This is a genomic window from Alcanivorax sp. (genome assembly GCF_002733835.1).
GTDB lineage: Bacteria > Pseudomonadota > Gammaproteobacteria > Pseudomonadales > Alcanivoracaceae > Alcanivorax.
In genome coordinates this window covers 63,026-83,987 of record NZ_NVWY01000011.1, presented here as the reverse complement: position 1 = coordinate 83,987, position 20,962 = coordinate 63,026, and the positions used below count along the sequence as shown (strand labels likewise).

The window sequence follows — 20,962 nt, the reverse complement described above, 5'->3', positions numbered from 1 at the left end:
TGCTCCACCATCACTTGCCCGCGATTCACTCAACTCGCTAAAGTAGACGTTCATTTTGCGGGGAATATCCATGACTCATACCCACGGCTGGCTAGCTCGGCTGGAGCAGTTGGGCAACCGGCTTCCCCACCCGACCTTGTTATTTGTCTGGCTTTGCCTGCTGCTGCTTCCCCTCACCGCATTACTGGGTGCACTGGATATCACCGCGGTTCACCCTCTCACCGACGACACCATTACCGCCCGCTCACTGCTCGACGGTGACGGCCTGCGTTATCTGTTCACCACCCTGGTGGGCAACTTCACCAGCTTTGCGCCACTGGGCGTGGTGCTCGTCGCCATGTTGGGCCTGGGCGTAGCCGAACAATCCGGGCTGCTGTCGGTGAGCCTTGCCAGCCTGGTAAGGCGCGCCTCCGGCAGCGCGCTGGTGTTCACTGTTGCGTTTGCCGGCGTGCTCTCCAGCCTGACCGTGGACGCCGGTTATGTGGTACTCATTCCCCTGGCCGGGCTGGTCTTTCAACTGGCGGGACGCTCCCCCATCGCTGGTATCGCCACCGCCTTTGCGGCAGTCTCCGGCGGCTTCAGCGCCAACCTGCTGGTGGGGCCGGTGGACGCCACCCTGGCCGGGCTGTCCACGGAAGCGGCGCATATTATTGCCCCGGACCGGACCGTGGATGCCACCGGCAATTACTGGTTCATCATCGCCTCCACCTTTCTTGTCACCGGGTTGGTGACACTGGTCACCCGCAAGCTGACCGAGCCTCGTCTGGCGCACTCCCATGCATCCCCGGACACTTCCCCGGAGGTGCCGCATACACATCCCCGCGCCATGCGGTGGACTGGCCTGACCCTGGTGGTGCTGCTCGCCGGGCTGGCGTTACTGGTACTGCCAGGTGACGCGCCACTGCGCCATCCCGACACCGACAGCGTACTGGGCTCGCCATTCATTCATGGCCTGGTGGTCATCGTGGCATTGATTGCGGGGATCTGCGGAGCGGTGTACGGCCGGGTCAGTGGGCAATTTCGCAGCAGTGGCGACATTATCACCGCCATGGAGACCACCATGGCCTCCATGGCCGGGTATCTGGTGCTGATGTTTTTCGCCGCCCAGTTCGTGGCCTGGTTTAACTACAGCCAGTTGGGCCTGCTACTGGCAGTGAAAGGCGCCGCCTGGCTTGGCGCACTATCGGTGCCCAAAGTGATACTGCTACTGCTGTTCGTTATACTCACTGCGCTGATCAACCTGATGATCGGCAGCGCCTCGGCCAAGTGGTCCATCCTCGCTCCGGTTTTCATTCCCATGCTGATGCTGCTGGGCATTTCCCCCGAGGCCAGCCAGGCGGCCTACCGGGTCGGCGACTCCAGCACCAATATCATCACCCCGTTAATGCCCTACTTTGTATTGGTACTGGGCTTCGCCCGGCGCTATCAGCCGGATACCGGCATCGGCACGCTGATTGCACTGATGCTGCCCTACAGCCTGACACTGCTGCTGGGGTGGTCGGTACTGTTGGGCGTGTGGATCGGGTTTGGCTGGCCGTTGGGGCCTTAAAGACAGCGACGAGCTACTAGCTTCTAGTCCCGAGAAAAAGATAAAACCATCGTCGGATTCGGCTATTTATCCCACAGCCTGAATTCCTGACAATAAAAAACGCGCCATTCGGCGCGTTTTTTACTTGCAGCTCGTAGCTAGAAGCTCACAGCTGCGTTTACTTGATCAACCGAATCGTCAGCGGATAACGGTAGTGCTCTCCACCATTGGCCTTTACGGCAGCCACGATGGTCATCACCAACCAGAAGATACCAATAATCGGCAGCAGGACGGCACCAATCACCACGAAGGTGAGCAGGAAGGCAACAAAACCTGCGATGGAAATAGTGATATTGAAATTCAACGCTTCCTTGCCCTGGTCATCCACGAAGGCACTATCGTCTTTTTTAACCAGCCAGATCACCAGTGGCCCCAGAATATTGCCGAACGGAAATACCATACCGACAAAGGCCAGCAGGTGGCATGCCAGACCCAGGCTCCGCTCTTCCTGCTTCGCCAGTCCATTGCTGTTATTTTCTTCGCTCATTCAAAGGTTCCTTGTTGAAAAATAAAACCCGCCACCATCCTTGCTACTGACGAATGGTGCGACGGTTGGGGAGGGGTTGTTCGCTGTTGGAGCGGAACGGGTTGATATCAATGCCGCCCCGGCGAGTAAACCGCCCGTACACGGTCAGATGGCGGGGCGAACACTGAGCCATCAGGTCCACGAAGATCTGTTCGATAATCTGTTCGTGAAACCCCTGGTGATTACGCAGTGACACCACATAACGCAAGAAACTGGCCGGGCTGATGGCACGGCCGGTATAGCGGATCACCACGGTAGCCCAGTCCGGCTGATCGGTAACCGGGCAATGGCTGCGCAGCAGATGGGAATAGAGCTGCCCGGTTTGCTCCGAGCCCTGATCACATAGCAGCAGGTCCGGGCGATATTCATAATGCTCAAAGGACAAGTCGATATTGTCCACGCAATCACCCCGGTCTTCCCACACGGGAAAACCCGCAGACTCCTGTAGCGAATACAGCAGCACTTCGATATCGCCACCCACCGTCTGCGCCACATCTTTCTCGATGGCAGCGCGCACCGCGTCGCGACTCTCGAAGCGGGTATTGGCAAACGAATTCAGATACAGCTTGAGGGATTTGGACTCAACAATATTCGGGGTAGTACAGGGAACGCGCAGTTCGCACATGGCCACCATGGGCTTGCCCTTCTCGTTGAGCCAGGACAACTCATACGCATTCCAGATATCGGTCCCGTGGAAAGGCAAAGTGGTGTCTTCCAGCTCCAGGGACTCGCGGGCATCCCAGCGCGGCACCGGACACAACAGCGAAGGCATGTACTCGTCAACATACTCGCTGGAGCGACCCAGCGGCGTTTCCTTAAGATAGCTCATGATAACCTCTTGGCACTCCCGTCCATGGGACTGGCTTTAATCATAGCCGGATTTAGCCGGTTTCGTTAGTGCCGAATACCGGTACCACGATGCAGCAACCACAGCGCAAATAAGTAGAAAGCGATCACAAACGCCAGAATGGCCCCCAGGGAAGCGTATACATTCACGTCGCTCACGCCCAGTACCCCGTAACGGAAGGCATTGACCATATAGACGATGGGGTTGGCAAGGCTCACCGCCCGCCAGAACTCCGGCAGCAGATCAATGGAATAAAAGACCCCGCCCAGGTAGGTCAGCGGTGTCAGGATAAAGGTGGGGACAATGGAAATATCGTCAAACTTGTTGGCGAAAATCGCATTGATAAAGCCCCCCAAAGCAAACAATGCTGCCGTGAGAATCACCACCGTGATGGTGATAAAAACGTGCTGCATGGACAGGTGAGTAAAGAACAGGCTGAGCAGGCTGACAATCAGTCCCACCAACATGCCACGCACCATACCGCCGACAATATAGCCGTTGAGAATCACATGAGACGGCATCGGCGACACCAGCATTTCCTCAATGGAATGCTGGAATTTGGTGGAAAAGAACGAGCTCACCACATTGCCGTAACTGTTCTGGATTACGCTCATCATGATCAACCCCGGCACGATGTACTGCATGTAATCGAACCCGCCCATATCGCCGATACGACTGCCAATCAGGTTGCCGAAAATCACGAAATACAGCGTCATGGTAATCGCTGGCGGCAGCAGCGTCTGCGGCCAGATACGGGTAAAACGGCGAATTTCCTTGGTTACCAGGGTCAGAAATGCCACCCATTGCTCACGTGCACTCATGATGCTTGCTCCCCCGGCAGGTTCTGCTCGACCAGCCGCACAAACAATTCTTCCAGCCGGTTTGCCTTGTTGCGCATACTCATGACGTCAAAATCGAGCCGCGCCAGCTCCACAAACAGGGTATTGAGGCTTTCGCTTTTCGGCACCGCCACTTCCAGCGTCTTGGCATCGCGCAGGGACACCTGAAACCCTTCCAGTTGCGGGGCTTCACTAACGGGCCGGGCCAGATCGAGAATGAAGGTCTCTACCTGCAGTTGCTCCAGCAGGGATTTCATATCGGTATTTTCCGCGATAATGCCGTGGTCAATAATGGCGATATGGCGACACAGGGACTCTGCTTCTTCCAGATAGTGGGTGGTCAGAATGATGGTTTTCCCTTCCGCATTCAGCTTGGTCAGAAAATCCCACATGGAGCGGCGCAGTTCGATATCCACGCCAGCGGTGGGCTCGTCCAGAATCAGCAATTCCGGCTCATGAACCAGGGCCCGGGCAATCATTAGCCGGCGCTTCATGCCCCCGGACAAAGTGCGCGACTGTTTGTCGCGCTTGTCCCACAGACCCAGTTGGCGCAGGTACTTTTCCGCCCGCTCACGGGCCAGTGGCGCGGGAATGCCATAGAAACCCGCCTGGGTCACCACGATATCAAACACTTTTTCGAACTGGTTGAAGTTGAACTCCTGTGGCACCACACCGATCTGCTTCTTGGCCAGAGACCGCTGGGTATCCAGGGAATAGCCAAAGATGCTCACATCACCACCGGATTTATTGACCAGTGAACTGATCACACCAATGGTGGTAGATTTGCCGGCCCCGTTGGGGCCCAGCAAGGCAAAGAAATCGCCCTTCTTCACATCCAGATCAATACCTTTGAGCGCTTGCACGCCATTGGCATAGGTTTTGGTCAAATTGCGAATTGTCAGCGCGGACAAGGCACACCTCGTCAGAAGTCGATAAACGGAGAGATCGGTTTAGAAATGCGGTTACAACGCACGATGGCCGTGATCACCACGCCATATCCAGTGAAGCTGGCCGCCACTGAACCACAGCCACAGCCCTTCCATCATCCAGGGCCAGTCATCCTCGGTAATGCGTCGGTGCCCATGCAGTTCGGCCACCAGCACGGCAAGAATGGTGTCGTGGGTCACGTGCACGTTCAGGTGGCCCGGTGCCGGTTCACGCTCGCTCAGGTATCGGGCCAGCTTGGCGCGGCCTTCTGCCGGCGACAGCATGCCCTCAAAGGGTTGCTGTAAGTGCTGGTTAAGGAATTTAAACGCACCCATCTTCAGAAACGTGGGGCCGACCTGATTCAGGTCTTCCACGTAACAGCCAGGCTCCACCAGGGTGGTATCGGTGGTGATTTCGGGAATCGTCTCCAACAGCCCTGCCTTGCGGGCGCCTTCGGCCATGGCCTTGGCGGTATTCACGCAGCGCCCCACCGGGCTGGAAAAAAACGCATCCACTGGCCGCGCCAGCTGGCTACCCCACTCCCGGGCCATATCGATGCCTTCCGGGGTCAGGGGCAGGCGGTAATCGGCAAAACCGTTCTTGGCCAGTTCACGCACAGAGTGCCGCGTCAGCAAATGAACGGGTTTGTCCTGCGGTAACAGGTTAAGGGCTTCCAGCAATCGCGGGTGTAGGCGCGCCATAGTCTCTTCACTTTGGGTCAGGCCTTAGTGTACGGAGCGCCATAGCGAAAGCAAACCATGAGAGGGGAATTAGGTGTGGGTCGCGTGTATGCGTGTTGCAGCCGCAGAGCGGCATAAAAAAAGGGACCCGATTGGGTCCCTTTTCTATTTGGAGCGGGAAACGAGATTCGAACTCGCGACCCCGACCTTGGCAAGGTCGTGCTCTACCAACTGAGCTATTCCCGCTTGTCTTGCTGCCAGCTTACGCTAACGAATAAGTGGCGTCCCCTAGGGGAGTCGAACCCCTGTTACCGCCGTGAAAGGGCGGTGTCCTGGGCCACTAGACGAAGGGGACCCGGGCTTGACTTGGTGCGTCAAAGCGGCGCGTAGAATAGGTATCTGCCGGGCAATCGTCAAGGAAAAATTTTGTCGCAGACCATCATTGACCCGAAAAAGTCATGCTGCTCTAGTAATGGCGCGCTATAACCCCTGCCGATTCCATCAAATTGGCGAAAAAACATTCATTTATCGGGAGAGAAGTATGTCCATCAAGCTGTACGGGGCCGCCCTGTCACCTTTCGTCCGCAAGACCCGGGTTGCTTTGGCACTGAAAGGAATCGAATTCGAATCCGTCCATGTCGATCCCAACAACCCGCCGGAAGGCTATGAAAAAATCAGCCCCATGAAGCGGATTCCTGCACTGGAAGTGGATGGTCAGTTCCTCGCCGACTCCGCTGCCATTTGTGCCTGGATGGAAAAGACACACCCGCAACCGGCGCTCTACCCCAGCGATGCCATGGAAATGGGGCAGACCATCTGGTTTGAACGTTTCGTGGATTACGACCTGGCCATGCGCTGCACCTTTGCGGTATTCCGTAACCGCGTGGTCATGCGGCTACTCGGCAAGGAATGCGATGAAGACAAAGTCCAGCACGCCCTGACCACCACTATCCCGCCGCTGTTCGCCTATCTGGACAAGGCCCTGGACGGCCGCGAATTCCTGGTGGGCAACAGCATGACCATCGCCGATATTGCCCTGGCCAGCCAGCTGGTGAATTTCCGCCATGGCGGTGAAACCATCGACCCGGCTAGCTACCCGAACCTGGCCGCACACACGGAGCGTATGCACGCCCTGGCACCCTTCGCACAAACCATCGAGAAAGAATCCGGCTTTATTCAGAAAGTCATGGGGTGAACATAATTGACCCTTGAGAGTGGACAGTTGACAGCTACGCGATCAGCACACCGTAGTTTGAAAGCAAAGAGGCCGCGCCCAGACTGGGCGCGGCCTCTTACTTTCGGAATAAACAAACCTGGCCCGCGCAGCTGTCCACTATCAACTGTCAATTATCAACTGCCTCCGTCTCCACCGTCACCAGCGCGGCTTTGCCGTTGGGCGCCACACGCACCACGGCGACCGCGCTATCGCGCAGCTGTCTCTCCAACGCCAGGGCTTTTTCCTTGGGGGCGAACAGCGCCTCAATGCCATACTTCACGGTGTTGCCAGTGCTCCAGGGCTGGCCGGACACGCGACCCCGCAGGTACAAGCCGGTTTCCGGCTCAGAGGCCTGGGGCTTACCGCCGCGCCACAGCGCTTCGTTCGGCTGTTTTTCCAGAGGCAGGTACACCACCTCGCCCGGCCGTAAATCTGGCGTTTCCACGGTACTGAAGTCATAACCCAGGCGGGCATAATTACCACGAAACAGATCTCGCGGGTCCACTGGCCGGGTTTCCAGGCGAATTTCCTGCCCCACCCACAACGGATAGACCCCGCCAACAAACACCCCGGCCATCACCGCGACCTGTAACCCAAGGGCCGCCATCAGACCCGTGACATGACAGCGCTTCATGATTGCTCCTCCCCGGCACAGCCGCCCTTGGCCGCCTGCGTCTCCAGGCCCTGTTGCCGCCGCCAGAAGCGGGCAGCGCCATACAGTACCGCTGCCGCCACCAGAAACATGGCCGCCGCCCCCAGATAGTCCCCGAACAGATCCAGATAACGCATCAACGCCAGCAGCAATATCAACACAATGCCACTATAGAAGTATTGGGTCAGCCCGCGCTTGAGACCTTCCTGAATCAACACAATGGCAGACAACAGCGCCAGCAGATTCACCGCCACCACAAACAGCCATGTAAAATCCCCGGGCCCGGCCCCTCTACCACCAAAGGCATGAATGCCCAGTAGCACGAAGGGTAACAACATCACCAACAGCCGGGGGCCGGTGGACCCCAAACGGCCAACAACAACCCACGCAGAGGCCAGCAGGGCCGCCAGTAACCCGGCCCACAAACCCGGATCGGCCAACCCGGCCAGCTCATGCAGATACCCTTCGGAAAACTCACTGAACGACAGCATCACCAGCAACAGCAGATAGCCGCGCAACGCCCACAGGCCCACCAGGCTGCCTGAGCGTCGCAGATAATGAGACTCGCTATGGGCTGCCCGGTGACTGAATGCATATAGCAGCGCCAACAACCCCATGTTCAGGGACAGATGACCGGCTTCAAAGTCCGGCCCCCAGCCGTCACCGTAAGCCCAGCCGAGTAGCAGGTTCAGCCAGCTCACTAAGACCGCAATCACGACCAGCAACAGGCCTCCAGAATGCGCCCGCAGGGCAATAGCGACCGCCACGCCCAGAAACAGCACCATGGCCCAGGGAGGCGTGTACTGGCCTTGCGCCCCCATCCACAGAAACGCCACGGCCAACATCAACAGCGCCAGCACACGGCTGCGCACCAACCAGGCCATGGGCGCCACCCCCAATGCCCAGTAGAACAGGCCATCGGGAAAGTGTTCGCCCAAGTGATAGATCTGCGCAATCAACATGATGGAGGCGCCATAGCTGATGCCCCCCAGAAACAACCAGCCGCTACCTTCGCCCTGCTTCAGATAGCCCCGAATGCCGATCAGGTTCAGCGTAATGGTGGTGGCAATCAGCCCCAGCATACGCACCGCGCGGGGAATGTCTTCCCAGTTGGCAGAGACCAGCAACAATATAGCCAGGCCCACAAACAGCAGCGCCACGGTGACCAGTACCTTGTAGGCCAGTGAGCCGTCCGCATCGTCGTCCAGGTGGGTGTCATAGCGAGCAAGGATCCGGTTGCCCTGCTCCTCGCTGATATCCCCGTCGACCACCCACTGGCGGCATTCGCTACGCAGCTCGCGCCGCAATAAACCGAGAAGTTGCATGCAAAATCCCTGTGCTTTTTTTCGATCAGACCTGACGAGGTGGCGAAAGGCAACGGCAGGGTGTTGCGAGAAATGAGCCAAGGCGTTCAATAAAGCCCCCTGTAGGAAAGGAGCGTAGCGGAGTAACGCACGTCGTTCCGTGCGTCCCGAAGGGTGAGCGGAGCGAATAACGGCGCTCGAGCCGCGAACCCGAGCCTTGGCGAGGAACACCAGAGGGAGGAAATGCCGCGCGATGCGCGGTTCGTCCCTCAAGCGGAACTCCTACAACACTCGGCGGTGTTTCTCGCTTGCCCCCAAATCACACCGGCAGGCCGATACGCTTGGCCTCCAGGCGCCGCAGGAATTCCAGCATCACCTGCCGGTACAGATCTTCACCCAACCAGGCATCTTCCACCCCGGCATCAATATTGGGGTTGTCGTTCACCTCGATGACGACCACATCATCGCCGGATTGCTTCAGGTCCACCCCATACAAGCCGTTGCCCATTAAGCGGGCGGCCTTGAGAGCGGCCTTGAGCACCTTGGGCGGCACTTCCTGTACCGGCAAGGTACGGCTGTTGCCAGTCTCGGTTTTACCGCCACTCTGATGATGGTAAATCTGCCAGTGCCCCTTGCTCATGAAATACTGACAGGCAAACAACGGGCGGTGGTTCAGCACCCCGATGCGCCAGTCGTAATCGGTGTACATGAACGCCTGCGCCAGCACCACAGAAGACTGTTTCAGGTAGCCACGCAACGCCTCAGCCAGTGCTTCACGGGTGGCCACCTTGCTGATCCCCCGGGAAAAACTGCCATCCGGAATTTTCAGCACCATGGGCAGTTTCAGCTCCTCAACCAGCCGGTCGATCTGGGCATCATCGTCGCTGAACACAAACGCGGTCGGCGGCACCGGCACCTTGTTGGCCTGCATCAACTCGGCCAGATAAATCTTGTTGGTGCAGCGCAAAATGGAGCCCGGATCGTCGATCACCACCATGCCTTCCTGCTCCGCCTTGCGGGCAAACTGATAGGTGTGATGATCCAGCGCGGTGGTCTCACGGATAAACAGGCCGTCGTATTCGCCAAGGCGCGTATAGGCATCGCGACCCACCAGATCCACCTTGATGCCCAGCTGCCGTCCTGCACGGATAAAACGCTTCAGGGCGGTCTTGTTGCTGGGTGGCAACGCCTCTTCGTCGTTGACCAGCATGGCCAGCTCGTAGCGGTCACCACGACGCCGGCGCGGGTTACGCCACACCCGGGCATTGAACTGTTCCAACGCCCGGGCAAACGCGTCCTCCTCGGCCCCTTTCAGCTGTTTCAGGGTCAGCGGTTTCAGCGCCTCAATACCCCATTGCTCACGGCGGCGGAAATCCACCTTCAGCAACGGGCATGGCAGCTGGTCAAAAATCTGCCGCCCCAGGTCGGCCAGGCCCTCCTGCTCGGTATGCCCAAAGAACAGCAGCAGGCTGAAATGGTCACTGCTACCCCCCTTGCGTTTCATGGCCTTGTCCAGCGCCGCTTCGAACTGGCCGAAATGCAGGCCATAGAGCGCCTTGCGGCTCAGATCATTCACCGTGCGCACAGAAGGCAACACACGCTGACCCCGAGCCTCTGCCAGCAACGAGCAATAGTAGCCCGGGCTCAGGTATTTATAGCTGCGGCACAGGTTGATCACCTGCACTTTCTTGTCGGTACAGACCGGCTGCTGCGCTTGCAGGTAGTCCTTGGCAGACAACAAATGGCGGGCGGGATAGTAGGCAGCCCAGTCGGCGGGATCGTCTACCAGAATGATGACCTGACTCATGAAAAGCCCTGAACAAAGACGGCACCCGAAGCGGGGCCTGATAAGCGCAAATGTAGGGCCGGAACCGGGTTGTCAGCAAGAAAAAATTACGGGGTGAAACGAGGGGATCGGCAAACAGACGTGACGACCGTGAGATACCGGGCTTCGCGGCGCGAAACCCGGTCAGGGGTTTAATACCCGGAAGGAGTATATTCCTTCTCGCCGCCCTTAGGGTCAGCCTTGCTGGCGCCCGGGTGGCCGGCTTTTTCCAGAGCCTCCTGCACTTCCGGCGGCATGTAGGTTTCATCATGCTTGGCCAGCACTTCCTCGGCTTCAAAGCGAGTCCGGCTCACCAGCGTGCCATTGGCCACAATGCCCTGCCCTTCGCGAAACAGGTCCGGCAGGATGCCCTGATAATGCACGGTGAAACGCCCCTTGCCATCGGTAAGCCCGAAGGTAACGTCCAGGGTTTCCGGGTTACGGATGACCGTACCGGGCTCCACCAGGCCACCCACACGCATCTGGGCATCCAGCGGGGCTTCCCCTGCGGCAATCTGCTGGGGGGTGTAGAACAGATTGATGTTCTGACGCAGCGCATAAAACATCAGGCCGCAGGCAATGCCCAGCCCGATCAGAACGGCGAGTACCACCAAAAGACGCTGCTTACGTACCGGATTCATCATCTACCTCAGGTTTATGCTCAGTGTGTTGCTGGCGGCGTTGCTTCTCTTGAGCCTGTTGTTTTGCCATCGCCTCAAGTCGCCACTGCCGCGCCAGCGTTTGGCGCACCTGTCCCTGTCCGCGTATTGCCAGCACCATGCTGGCACCAATCAGGAGCGCGCTGATTCCGTAGGCGCTCCAGACATAAAAACCGTGTTTTCCCATGGCCAGAAAATCGGCAAAGCTGTCAAAGTACATGCTATTGCCCCCCACCCTTCACCAGCTTGCGCACCCACTTGCTGCGCCGCTCACGCCACACCACTTCAGTGCGTGCGCGTACCAGTACATTGACCGCATACAGCAGCCAGGTTCCCAGCATGCTGATCAACAGCGGGTATTTCATGGCGGGGTTGATGGTGGATTCTCCCACCAGTTTCAGAGTCGACCCCTGATGCAGGGTCTGCACCCATTCCACCGAATATTTCACGATGATCACATTGATCACCCCCACCATGGCCAGCAAACCGGCGGCACGGGCCGCCTGGCGCGGGTCGCGGATCACGTTTTGCAGGGCAATCACACCCACGTACATGAACAGCAGAATCAGCATAGAGGTCATACGGGCATCCCATTGCCAGTAGGTGCCCCAGGTGGGCTTGCCCCACAGCGCACCAGTGGCCAGGGAAATGGCAGCCAGCGCCGCCCCGAAAGGCGCAATGGCCTTCATCATCACTTCGGCCATTTTCATTCGCCAGACCACAGCCACCAGACCCGCCACGCCCATGGCCACGTAGCCCATCAGCGCACCGCTGGACGCCGGCACATGAATAAAGATGATCCGGTAACTGTTGCCCTGCTGATAATCACTGGGGGCAAACGCCAGCCCCCAAACGATGCCCACGGTAAACACCAACAACGCGATGGGCGTCAGCCACGGCAGTAACGCAGAACTGAACGTATAGAAGTAACGCGGCGAACCGAGCATGTGGTACCAGCGTTTTATCGTTTGCCAAACCATTCAGACACCTATCTCCACCTACGTACTTTCAATACCGCCCTCTTTCCCACCGGAAAAAAGCGCGCTTAATTCCCGGAACTGATCTTCAGGCCAGCGGCCACCGCCAACGGCCCCAGGCTCACCGTCAGGGCCAGCAAAGCCCCAAGGATAGCCAGGATGCCATTCACCGCACCGCCATCGACTGCGGCACTGACCGCCCCGGCGCCAAAAATCAGCACCGGAATGTACAGCGGCAACACCAACACCGCCAACAGAATCCCCCCCCGATTCAGGCCCACGGTGAGCGCCGCTCCGATGGCGCCGATAATGGTCAGCGCCGGGGTCCCCAACAGCAAACTCAGCATCACTGTACCCAGCACCCCATCAGGCAGCTGCAGCATATGCGCCAGCACCGGGGAGATCAGCACCAGCGGCAAACCGGTCAGCAGCCAGTGCGCCAGCAGTTTGGCACTCACTGGCACCACCGCCATCACCGGCGCGGTGAGCAGCAATTCCAGCACACCGCTTTCCTGGTCGCGCCGGAACAGGCCATCCAGCGACAGCATCACCGCCAGCAACGCCGCCACCCAGAGTACGCCGGGAGCCACCAGCGCCAGCAGTTCCGGTTTCGGCGAAATCGCCAACGGAAACAGGCTGATCACCATCACAAAGAAAAACAGCGGATTGATGATTTCTGCCGGGCTGCGCCACAGCACCAATAACTCCCGGGACAGGGCCGCACGAAACACGCTCATGCCAGCCCTCCTGCCAACACGTCTGCCTGCCCGTGGGCCAAGTGCAGCCGCCGCACGCCATCGCCCACCTGATGGTGGGAGGTATAGATCACCAACGCGCCGGCCTGCGCCGCCTGCTGGATCTGCTGGTCCAGCGCCGCCACCCCATCCTGGTCGATGGCGGTATAAGGCTCATCCAGCACCCACACGGCCTTGTGCTCCAGCCACAGGCGCGCCAGCGCAATACGGCGCTTTTGCCCGGCGGACAAGTGCGCCGCCGGCACATCTTCAAAACCTTGCAAACCCACCGCCGCCAGCGCCGCCATGGGGTCGCCTCCCTGCTCGCTTAACGCGCAGGCGTAACGCAGGTTCTCCAGTGGATTGAGCTCTTCACGTACCCCTGGCTGGTGACCCAGGTAGAGTAATTCCTGTTGCCATTGAGGTTGCCACCATTGGCATACGCCTTCATAGAAGCCGTGCAGCCCCACCAGAATGCGTAACAACGTGGTTTTGCCGGCACCGTTGGCACCGGTGATCTGCCAGATTTCACCGGCCGATGCGGTCAAGCTCAAACCGCTGAACAACAGCCGGTCATCGCGCTCACAGCTAAGCTGCTCCAGCACAAGCCGGGGGGCGGTTTCGGCATCAGAATGGGTGGATGGCTGGCTCAAATCGGGCTCCCTAAAACAGCGCCGAAGTATAGCACGACAGTTCAAAACGGGCTTGATCGCCAGCAAGAAGCCGATAGCCTGTAGGCGTTGCCGCCCAAAAGGAGACATTCATGTTCGTGACCCACACTGCCCGTACCACCCGATTCCTGTCTATCGTGCTGATCAGCGGGGTACTGGCCGCCTGTGGCGGCGACAAACCTCTGGCCACGGTAGATCAGGTGGACCTGCAACGCTATGCCGGCACCTGGTATGAAATCGCCCGCCTGCCGCAATGGTTTCAGCGCGGCTGCTACGACTCCACCGCCACCTACAGCCCCAATGACGATGGCTCTATCAAGGTGGTGAACCGTTGCCAGCGCGAAGGCGACGAACCCAGTGAAGCCGAAGGCACCGCGCGCATTGTCCCTGATTCCGGCAATGCCAAGCTGAAAGTGCGCTTTGATAACTGGGTATCGAAACTGATTCCCACCATTACCGAAGGCAACTACTGGATAATCGCCCTGGATAAGGACTACCAGACGGTGGTGATCGGCGAACCCAGCCGCGAATATCTGTGGATACTGGCGCGCCAGCCGGAGCTCAACGATGACCAGTACCAGGCACTGGTGCAGGTGGCCGAGGACAAGGGCTTTCCGGTAGATCAGCTGGAACGCAACCGCACCCTGCGCCCGGGTAAGCCATAATGGAACATCACGTCTATTTCGCCGTCTTCGGCTTTGACCACGATCCTCAGCAGCTGGACCTGCTGCTGGGACAAAGTGCGGACGACTACTGGCGCGAAGGCGAGAGCTACAGCGATGCGGTCCCCGAGGCCCTGCGCCAGGAAAATCGCTGGATTCTCTCCAGCCAGCTGGATCACACCGCCAGCCACCGGGATCATTTTGAAAAGCTGCTCTACAAGCTGCAGCGCCTGGCGCCGCAACTGTCTGTCCTGGACAACCCCAACGCGGATAATCCCGACCCGAATAACAGCCTGTGGGAAACACACTATCGTTACGGCATCGGGGTGTCACAGTACTTCTTTATGGACGACCCGACGTTTTATCTGCCTGATGAAATCATCGACGGCTACAAGGCACTGGGTTTTGACATCAGCTTTGACCAACTGGGCATAGACCTGAATCATTCGGCACAGCCCTCGTAGACTGCTCACTGGCAGCACACTTATGAGGAAACCCTATCGGAGAGTGTTACGCTTGCCATGCATTCGATGAAACATTCAGGCAGACAACCATGGCAACGGAAATTGAGCGCAAGTTTAAAGTCAGTGACATAAGCATTATCGATACCCTGCCCGGGGAACGGCTCACCCAGGGCTACCTGAGCCACGACAAAAACGCCACCGTACGAATTCGCACCACCGGCGACACCGCCTGGCTGACCATCAAGGGCAAAACCGTGGGCGCCACCCGCAGTGAATTCGAATACCCCATTCCGCTGGCGGATGCCCGCCAGATGCTCACCGAGCTGTGCGGCGCCGGCGTCATTGATAAGACCCGTTACCGGTTGCCACAAGGCGACCTGTGCTGGGAGATTGATGTGTTTCACGGCGACAACGACGGGCTGATCGTGGCAGAAATCGAACTGCCCAGTGAAGGCACGTCTTTTGAAAAACCTGCCTGGCTGGGGGAAGAGGTCACCGGCGACAGCCGTTATTACAACAGCGCCCTAAGCACCACACCCTACAAGAACTGGCCGTAATCACAGCCAGCGTTATCCAACAATACCATCGGCAAGCGCGAATGCGGGGGAACAGCGAATGGAATCCAACCTTTACCAGGCACCGGACAGCGAGATCATCACACCGGAATCAGACACCTCGGGGTTAGCGCTCTATGTTGTCGCTCCCTGGAAGTTCAATCTGCTTTTCTGGGCGACCCTGGGCATCTATGACGTCTACTGGAATTTCCGGAACTGGCAGAACCAAAAAGACATCCGGCAGAAAAAAGTGCAGCCCATAGCACGTGCCCTGTTCAGCGTATTTTTCTTTGGCTCGCTGGTGAAAACCATCAATGACGAAAGCGAAGGAAAGGCAAAACCGTTACCGGTCGCCACCATGGCGACCCTGTATATTCTCTCCTACCTGATCAGCACCGTGTCTGACCGGGCCGCCGCCAACATGGAAACCTTTGGCATTCTGGACCTGATTTCACTGGCGCTTCTGCCCGTCACCTGGGCCGTCCTGTTCAAGGCACAAAAAGCCATCAACCTGTCCCAGGGGGATGAACAGGGCCTGCTCAATAATCGACTGACGCTCGCCAACGGTATCTGGATCTTGCTGGGCATCAGCCTGTGGGCGCTCATTCTGCTGGGCCTGGCCAGCGGTTATTTTCCAGAACAAACGGATACCTTTCTCTCCAGTCTGATAGAGACCGTGCCATGATCAGGTCATCCACAAAGAAGGCACTCGTCTACCCGCTGGCTGGAGCAGCGCTTGCCCTGCTACTGACCGGCTGCATTCCCACGATTCAACGGATGTGGGACGCCCAGCCCGTCAGCGGCACAGTCATCGATGGCGACACAGGCGCCCCGATCAGCGGCGCCACCATCAGCCTGATTGTTTCCCCCGATGACCCTGAACCACCGCGCACTGCCACCAGCAATGCGCAAGGGGAATTTACCCTCCCCGGCGACTCCCACATCGGTTTCCATATGGCCATGCCGGCCAGCTATCTGGCCTCGGACAAGTGGACAGTCCGCCACCCGGACTACCCCGACGCCGTGGCCGAAACCCGCACCATCGCACCTCCAACCGGTGAACAGCACCGGGAAATCACCGTACCGCTGTTCGCCCATATAAAAACCACACCGGTGCAAAACTGCCCCTACTTCCATTACCAGCAGCAGCTCAGGCAGTGGATACAGCAACATTTCGACGAGGAAGCACAGCGCCCCTTCCAGGACGCCCTGCTCACGCTCTGCCACGACCCCGAGCACATCGAGAAAATTCTCGCCCCACAGGAACCCTGATTCCGCCCATGGGTCTGAGGAGCTATACTGGACACCAATGGATGCCAGGGACGACCCCGGCATTCACCGCCATCGCATCAATCACATAACGGGGACGACCCCATGACAGGAGACACGTCATGGCATGGGCCCTGGTTATTCTTGCAGGCATTATTGAAACTGGCTGGGCGCTGGGACTGAAAGCCAGCCACGGCTTTACCCGCCCGCTTCCCTCACTGCTTACTCTCATCGGCATGATCGCCAGCTTCTGGCTATTGGCAAAAGCCATGCAGACCTTGCCCGTGGGCACCGCCTACGCGGTGTGGACCGGCATCGGCACCATCGGCACCGTGCTACTGGGCATTGTGCTGTTCCAGGATGCGGTTAACGCCCCGCGGTTACTGTGTCTCGGGCTGATTCTGGCCGGCATTGTGGGGCTGAAAATCTTTACTCCCTGAAACGTCGACAAACATGCAGGCGTGTTCCCGCCACCGGTTCCCTGTACTATTACCCGTGAATCATGGCGGTCACGCCCTTTCGTTTCCCTCACCACAGGTCCCGCATGCTCAATAACGACGTCCTTCGCCGCGCCCGGTACATCTTCGATTTCGACGACACCCGCATGATCGGCGTGTTCGCCGAAGCCGGCGAAACCGTCACCCGGGAACAGGTCAGCGACTGGCTGAAAAAGGACGACGACCCGGCCTTTCAAAAATGCACCGATCGCACCCTGGCGATTTTTCTCAACGGCCTGATCAATGCACTGCGCGGAAAAAAGCCCGGGCCACAACCGGAACCGGAAAGCCGCCTCACCAACAACATGATTTTCATGAAACTGAAAATCGCCCTGAACCTGCAGGCCGAAGACGTGCTGGCGGTGCTTGAGCTGGCCAACTTCCGCATGAGCAAACACGAACTCAGCGCCTTCTTCCGCAAACCCGGCCACAAGCATTATCGCGAGTGCAAGGACCAGATTCTGCGCAACTTTCTCAAGGGTTTGCAGATTCAGTATCGTGACGGGGAATAAGCGCTTACCTGTGAGGTAATGGCATTACCCCAGCAAAACGGGTTTCATGGCAGTGATAACGGAGACATGCCATGAAGCCCGACCTGCCCCAAATCCTTTTCCTGCTAAACAGCACCGTGCTGTTCACCCACCAGATCGATGCAGCCTACTGGCACGAGTGGAACCTCTTCCACTTACCCGGTGGCAATCAGCTCAACCTGATATTGAATCTCCCCATCATCGCCCTGGTATTACTGGCTTTTCTGCACGTTGCCACCCACAGCCCACATCAACGCCTGTGCCACCGGTTTCTCGCCAGCCTGGGGATACTAACGGTGGCAATCCATAGCGGTTTTTTCCTGGCCGGACATACCGAGTTTTGGCAGCCCATGTCGCTGTTACTACTGGCGACCACGTTGATGTTGTCTCTGGCACAACTGAAAACGCTGCCACTTGCAGGCCAGGGCCCGCAAACGCAAAATCAGCGATCCTGACAGGATATCGAGAAAACACATGGACGTTATCGCCGGCCTGATCGAGCTAAAGCCGAACAGCGACGAGGAAGTAAGAGACTGGACAGCTTTTATCGAAGACCATCGTGAACAGGCACTGGAAAGCCTGCGGGCTGAAGGTGTCAGCGTAGAATCCTGGTTTTCACTGACACTGGGAGGCAAAGACTACCTGCTCTGCTATATGCGGGCAGACTCCATCGAGAAATCGCAGCAAGTCATGGCGGATTCGGATAACCCGGTGGACGCACGGCATCGTCAATTCAAAGAAAAGGCCTGGGTGTGGGGCAGCCATGTAAAGACCGAGCTATTGGTGGATCTAAATAGCCGCCTATGAAGCTGTTAACCCTGAAAAAGGGGCCAGTCCAGCCGACCTGAAACCAGCAGCTATCGCTGCTGCATCCACTCCCGCATTTTCCGATCGCGAATCTGCTCCTGCTGTCGTCGTCCTCCAGGCGTATTCCTATACGCCTCGTCCGCAATTTCTCGTCTAGCCCGTGCGTCACCACAACCGACAATCCGCCGTCGTTCGCAATCCGCCACTCTTTCCTGAATCTCTTGTTGGCTAACCTGGTTCTGTGGCGCCTGCTGGTAAGGAGGCACCGCAAAACGTGACCGCTTTTCCGGCTGACGGGTGCTTTGACGCGCCTTGTCATGCACGGCCTTACTATCTGCACCACTGTAGCTATTCGGCCGCGTCACCGTGACCGTTTTTGCTTGCTCATTGGATGCTCTATCCGAAAAATGCAACTTGCCGTTTTCATCTTTCCACTGATATAGATCCGCATGAGCGGCATGGCTAAGCACCGACACCAAAATTATAAAAAAAACGTTTTTGCTCATCGCTGAATGTTCCTTCCCTGGAAAAGCAGGCTTGCAGGCCCTGATTAATATACACATCCCCGTCACTAACGGGCCACTCGGACCCCGGACAGGGTTTTGAAACACATTTCCTTCGCCGTACTCAGGAACTCCTGAACATAGGGGGTTTGTTCATCCTCCGCGCGCACCGCCGCATAGAGCGTTCTCCACACCCCTTTCTCCCCAAGCCGCACGGTTTTCAGCAAGTCATGCTCGGTGTATTCGGTCAGCGCCCAGTTCGGTAGCGCTGCCACGCCACGGCCTGCGGCCACCAATTGTGCGGTCATGGGAGTCAATTCAGCCGTTCGAACAGAGGCAGGCTCCGCACCGGCGGGGTCGAGAAAGACGGTAAATACATCCAGACGTTCGCGTTCTACCGGGTAAGTAATCAGGGTCTGGTCGGCGATATCCTCTGGTTCAATCCACTTTCGCCCCGCCAGTGGTGAACGTCCGGAGACCGCCAACACCAGCTCATAGCGAAAAAGCGGCAGGAAATGTACCGCCGTATCCTCGACGGGATCAGAGGTAATTGCCATGTCCAGGTCACCGCGCAACAGTGCCGGTAACGGCGCAAAACTGAAGGCCGCTGACAAATCCAGCTCCACTTCTGGCCAGTGCTCACGGAAAGCATCCAGCGCCGGCATCAGCCACTGAAAGCAGGAGTGGCAATCAATCGCGATGTGTAGCCGGCCTGATTGTCCCTCAGCCAATCGTTTCAGCTCCCGCTCTGCCTGCCGCACCCTGGGCAGCACGTCCTGCCCCAGCGCCAGCAACCGCAACCCGGCCGTGGTGAAGCGCACCGGGCGAGAGCGCCGCACCACCAGTTCTACCCCCAACCGGTGTTCCAGGTCTTTCAACTGATGCGACAGGGCCGACTGGGTAACATGTAGCCGTTCCGCCGCTTCCACCATTGACCCCGCCTCATCAATCGCCCGAAGGGTGGCGAGATGTCGTAATTCCAGCATTTGATTCTCCAACGCATGCCATTGTAAGTGCGGTGGCACCACCGCGATCTTGCTCTGAATGCAAAAGCCAGGGCGGTCGAATGCCTGCTCCCGCCATAGCGCAAAGATGAGTAGAACTCATATAGCGATGAAATAATACCAATTTTACTCATTAAAGGTATTGAGCATAATGGCCGCATATCACGCTTCGTCGCGTTAGTTACCCAGCGCGACGCAGGCCACGACCCATTTTGACGCGGACGCCCTGGCACCATGAGCAATGAATTTACCTTCAGCATCAAGCGCATTTGTTTCGATGAGGATTACCGTCCAGCCGACAGCACGCGGATTACCACCAACTTTGCCAACCTGGCGCGGGGAGAACGGCGCAAGGAAAACCTGCGCGACACTCTGACCATGATCAATAACCGGTTTAATGCGCTGGCTCACTGGGACAACCCCAATGGTGACCGGTACGTTGTGCAGCACGACATTGTGTCCGTGGATATCGATATTGAAGGCAATGGCGAAACCTTCCCGACCATCGAAATCCTGAAAACCACCATCTTTGACCGGCACACCAACAAACAGATTGAAGGGGTGGTCGGGAACAATTTTTCCTCTTACGTGCGGGACTATGACTTCAGCATCGCCCTGCAGAACCATAACAAGGACCAGCCACACTTCAGCATCCCTGAGGATTTTGGTGATCTGCACGGCAAGCTGTTCCAGCATTTTGTGAACTCAAGTGCTTACCAGGAAAACTTCAGCAAGCTGCCGGTGATCTGCATCAGCGTCTCGGATAACAAGGTGTACACCCGCACCGAGAACCACCACCCGGTGCTGGGCTTTGAGTACCTGCCCAATGAATCGTCACTGACCGAGAGCTACTTCAAGAAAATGGGGTTGAGCGTGCGCTACTTCATGCCGCCCCACAGCGTGGCGCCGCTGGCGTTTTTCTTCTTCGGGGACCTGGTGAACGATTACACCAACCTGGAGCTGATCAGCACCATCAGCACCATGGAGACGTTCCAGCGCATTTATCGCCCGGAGATTTACAACGCCAATTCCGAAGCGGGCAACCGCTACCAACCCAGTCTGAAAAACTCGGACTACTCACTTACCCGCATTCATTACGACCGGGAAGAGCGCAGTCAATTGGCCGTCAAGCAAGGCAAATTCACTGAAGAGAACCTGATCGAGCCTTACCGGACGGTGCTTAATCAGTGGTCTGCGAATTACGGTATTTAACTCATACACGGCAGA

27 protein-coding genes and 2 tRNA genes are annotated in these 20,962 nt (G+C 57.8%); 12 read left to right on the top strand and 17 right to left on the bottom strand.

The window, feature by feature from the left end; genetic code table 11:
• Positions 1-70 precede the first annotated feature (70 nt).
• On the top strand, positions 71-1,549 hold the full coding sequence (locus COA55_RS07745) for an AbgT family transporter (protein WP_290501284.1): 1,479 nt from the start codon (positions 71-73) through the stop codon (positions 1,547-1,549).
• A 157-nt stretch (positions 1,550-1,706) separates the two neighbouring features.
• Here COA55_RS07745 and COA55_RS07740 read toward each other — a convergent pair whose 3' ends face one another.
• The 7 genes from COA55_RS07740 to COA55_RS07710 form a co-directional block, all read right to left on the bottom strand.
• On the bottom strand, positions 1,707-2,075 hold the full coding sequence (locus COA55_RS07740; protein ID WP_063519976.1) for a DUF4870 domain-containing protein: 369 nt from the start codon (positions 2,073-2,075) through the stop codon (positions 1,707-1,709).
• A 43-nt stretch (positions 2,076-2,118) separates the two neighbouring features.
• A complete protein-coding gene (queF, locus tag COA55_RS07735) occupies positions 2,119-2,943 on the bottom strand; it encodes an NADPH-dependent 7-cyano-7-deazaguanine reductase QueF (RefSeq protein WP_290501282.1) in 825 nt (274 codons plus the stop codon).
• Positions 2,944-3,008: 65 nt separating this feature from the next.
• Positions 3,009-3,782 (bottom strand): ABC transporter permease, encoded by a 774-nt coding sequence (locus tag COA55_RS07730; RefSeq protein ID WP_063519978.1) that lies wholly within the window; start codon positions 3,780-3,782, stop codon positions 3,009-3,011.
• A complete protein-coding gene (locus tag COA55_RS07725) occupies positions 3,779-4,711 on the bottom strand; it encodes an ABC transporter ATP-binding protein (protein WP_063520531.1) in 933 nt (310 codons plus the stop codon). The genes COA55_RS07730 and COA55_RS07725 overlap by 4 nt, the downstream gene beginning before the upstream one ends.
• A gap of 51 nt (positions 4,712-4,762) precedes the next feature.
• Positions 4,763-5,428, bottom strand: a complete 666-nt coding sequence (locus tag COA55_RS07720) for a histidine phosphatase family protein (protein ID WP_007148373.1) — start codon at positions 5,426-5,428, stop codon at positions 4,763-4,765.
• 149 nt (positions 5,429-5,577) lie between these two features.
• Positions 5,578-5,653: transfer RNA gene (locus tag COA55_RS07715), tRNA-Gly, on the bottom strand.
• Between the two features lie 33 nt (positions 5,654-5,686).
• Positions 5,687-5,762 (bottom strand) — tRNA-Glu (locus tag COA55_RS07710).
• A 186-nt stretch (positions 5,763-5,948) separates the two neighbouring features.
• Here COA55_RS07710 and COA55_RS07705 point away from each other — a divergent pair.
• Complete coding sequence (locus tag COA55_RS07705; protein WP_290501279.1) at positions 5,949-6,602, top strand: glutathione S-transferase family protein; 654 nt, start codon at positions 5,949-5,951, stop codon at positions 6,600-6,602.
• A gap of 148 nt (positions 6,603-6,750) precedes the next feature.
• Here the strand turns inward: COA55_RS07705 and COA55_RS07700 are convergent, their stop codons facing one another.
• The 8 genes from COA55_RS07700 to ccmA form a co-directional block, all read right to left on the bottom strand.
• Entirely contained in the window at positions 6,751-7,257 is a 507-nt protein-coding gene (locus tag COA55_RS07700) for a GDYXXLXY domain-containing protein (RefSeq protein WP_290501277.1), read from the bottom strand.
• Positions 7,254-8,600: a DUF2157 domain-containing protein gene (locus COA55_RS07695; RefSeq protein ID WP_290501275.1), complete on the bottom strand. Its 1,347-nt coding sequence runs from the start codon at positions 8,598-8,600 to the stop codon at positions 7,254-7,256. The genes COA55_RS07700 and COA55_RS07695 overlap by 4 nt, the downstream gene beginning before the upstream one ends.
• 298 nt (positions 8,601-8,898) lie before the next feature.
• Positions 8,899-10,386, bottom strand: a complete 1,488-nt coding sequence (locus COA55_RS07690) for a RimK family protein (protein WP_290501273.1) — start codon at positions 10,384-10,386, stop codon at positions 8,899-8,901.
• 170 nt (positions 10,387-10,556) lie between these two features.
• Positions 10,557-11,045, bottom strand: a complete 489-nt coding sequence (gene ccmE / locus COA55_RS07685; protein ID WP_290501302.1) for a cytochrome c maturation protein CcmE — start codon at positions 11,043-11,045, stop codon at positions 10,557-10,559.
• Positions 11,029-11,283, bottom strand: coding sequence for a heme exporter protein CcmD (ccmD, locus tag COA55_RS07680; protein ID WP_290501272.1), 255 nt, complete (start codon positions 11,281-11,283; stop codon positions 11,029-11,031). The genes ccmE and ccmD overlap by 17 nt, the downstream gene beginning before the upstream one ends.
• A 1-nt stretch (position 11,284) precedes the next feature.
• Complete coding sequence (ccmC, locus tag COA55_RS07675) at positions 11,285-12,043, bottom strand: heme ABC transporter permease CcmC (RefSeq protein ID WP_290496033.1); 759 nt, start codon at positions 12,041-12,043, stop codon at positions 11,285-11,287.
• A gap of 65 nt (positions 12,044-12,108) precedes the next feature.
• Complete coding sequence (ccmB, locus tag COA55_RS07670) at positions 12,109-12,777, bottom strand: heme exporter protein CcmB (RefSeq protein ID WP_290501270.1); 669 nt, start codon at positions 12,775-12,777, stop codon at positions 12,109-12,111.
• Entirely contained in the window at positions 12,774-13,427 is a 654-nt protein-coding gene (gene ccmA, locus COA55_RS07665; protein WP_290501268.1) for a cytochrome c biogenesis heme-transporting ATPase CcmA, read from the bottom strand. Before ccmA ends, ccmB begins: the two co-directional genes overlap by 4 nt.
• Before the next feature lie 110 nt (positions 13,428-13,537).
• Between ccmA and COA55_RS07660 the strand changes: the two genes are divergently transcribed.
• The 9 genes from COA55_RS07660 (at position 13,538) to COA55_RS07620 (ending at position 18,228) form a co-directional block, all read left to right on the top strand.
• The gene (locus tag COA55_RS07660; RefSeq protein WP_290501266.1) at positions 13,538-14,110 is read left to right on the top strand and encodes a lipocalin family protein; all 573 of its coding nucleotides are present in this window, start codon (positions 13,538-13,540) and stop codon (positions 14,108-14,110) included.
• Positions 14,110-14,571 (top strand): DUF4279 domain-containing protein, encoded by a 462-nt coding sequence (locus tag COA55_RS07655; protein ID WP_290501264.1) that lies wholly within the window; start codon positions 14,110-14,112, stop codon positions 14,569-14,571. Before COA55_RS07660 ends, COA55_RS07655 begins: the two co-directional genes overlap by 1 nt.
• A gap of 89 nt (positions 14,572-14,660) precedes the next feature.
• Positions 14,661-15,128: a CYTH domain-containing protein gene (locus COA55_RS07650; RefSeq protein WP_290501262.1), complete on the top strand. Its 468-nt coding sequence runs from the start codon at positions 14,661-14,663 to the stop codon at positions 15,126-15,128.
• Between the two features lie 58 nt (positions 15,129-15,186).
• Positions 15,187-15,810, top strand: coding sequence for a hypothetical protein (locus COA55_RS07645; protein ID WP_290501260.1), 624 nt, complete (start codon positions 15,187-15,189; stop codon positions 15,808-15,810).
• A complete protein-coding gene (locus COA55_RS07640) occupies positions 15,807-16,397 on the top strand; it encodes a carboxypeptidase-like regulatory domain-containing protein (RefSeq protein ID WP_290501258.1) in 591 nt (196 codons plus the stop codon). Before COA55_RS07645 ends, COA55_RS07640 begins: the two co-directional genes overlap by 4 nt.
• Positions 16,398-16,516: 119 nt before the next feature.
• On the top strand, positions 16,517-16,834 hold the full coding sequence (locus tag COA55_RS07635; RefSeq protein WP_290501257.1) for a multidrug efflux SMR transporter: 318 nt from the start codon (positions 16,517-16,519) through the stop codon (positions 16,832-16,834).
• Between the two features lie 104 nt (positions 16,835-16,938).
• The gene (locus COA55_RS07630; RefSeq protein ID WP_290501256.1) at positions 16,939-17,403 is read left to right on the top strand and encodes a DUF1456 family protein; all 465 of its coding nucleotides are present in this window, start codon (positions 16,939-16,941) and stop codon (positions 17,401-17,403) included.
• Between the two features lie 71 nt (positions 17,404-17,474).
• A complete protein-coding gene (locus COA55_RS07625; RefSeq protein ID WP_290501255.1) occupies positions 17,475-17,876 on the top strand; it encodes a DUF6713 family protein in 402 nt (133 codons plus the stop codon).
• A 19-nt stretch (positions 17,877-17,895) separates the two neighbouring features.
• Positions 17,896-18,228 (top strand): DUF6176 family protein, encoded by a 333-nt coding sequence (locus COA55_RS07620; RefSeq protein WP_290501254.1) that lies wholly within the window; start codon positions 17,896-17,898, stop codon positions 18,226-18,228.
• 50 nt (positions 18,229-18,278) lie between these two features.
• Here the strand turns inward: COA55_RS07620 and COA55_RS07615 are convergent, their stop codons facing one another.
• Positions 18,279-18,734, bottom strand: a complete 456-nt coding sequence (locus tag COA55_RS07615; RefSeq protein ID WP_290501253.1) for a DUF4124 domain-containing protein — start codon at positions 18,732-18,734, stop codon at positions 18,279-18,281.
• Positions 18,735-18,799: 65 nt separating this feature from the next.
• A complete protein-coding gene (locus COA55_RS07610) occupies positions 18,800-19,717 on the bottom strand; it encodes a LysR family transcriptional regulator (RefSeq protein ID WP_063520419.1) in 918 nt (305 codons plus the stop codon).
• 252 nt (positions 19,718-19,969) lie between these two features.
• Between COA55_RS07610 and COA55_RS07605 the strand changes: the two genes are divergently transcribed.
• The gene (locus COA55_RS07605; RefSeq protein ID WP_290501252.1) at positions 19,970-20,947 is read left to right on the top strand and encodes a DUF1852 domain-containing protein; all 978 of its coding nucleotides are present in this window, start codon (positions 19,970-19,972) and stop codon (positions 20,945-20,947) included.
• Positions 20,948-20,962: the final 15 nt, after the last annotated feature.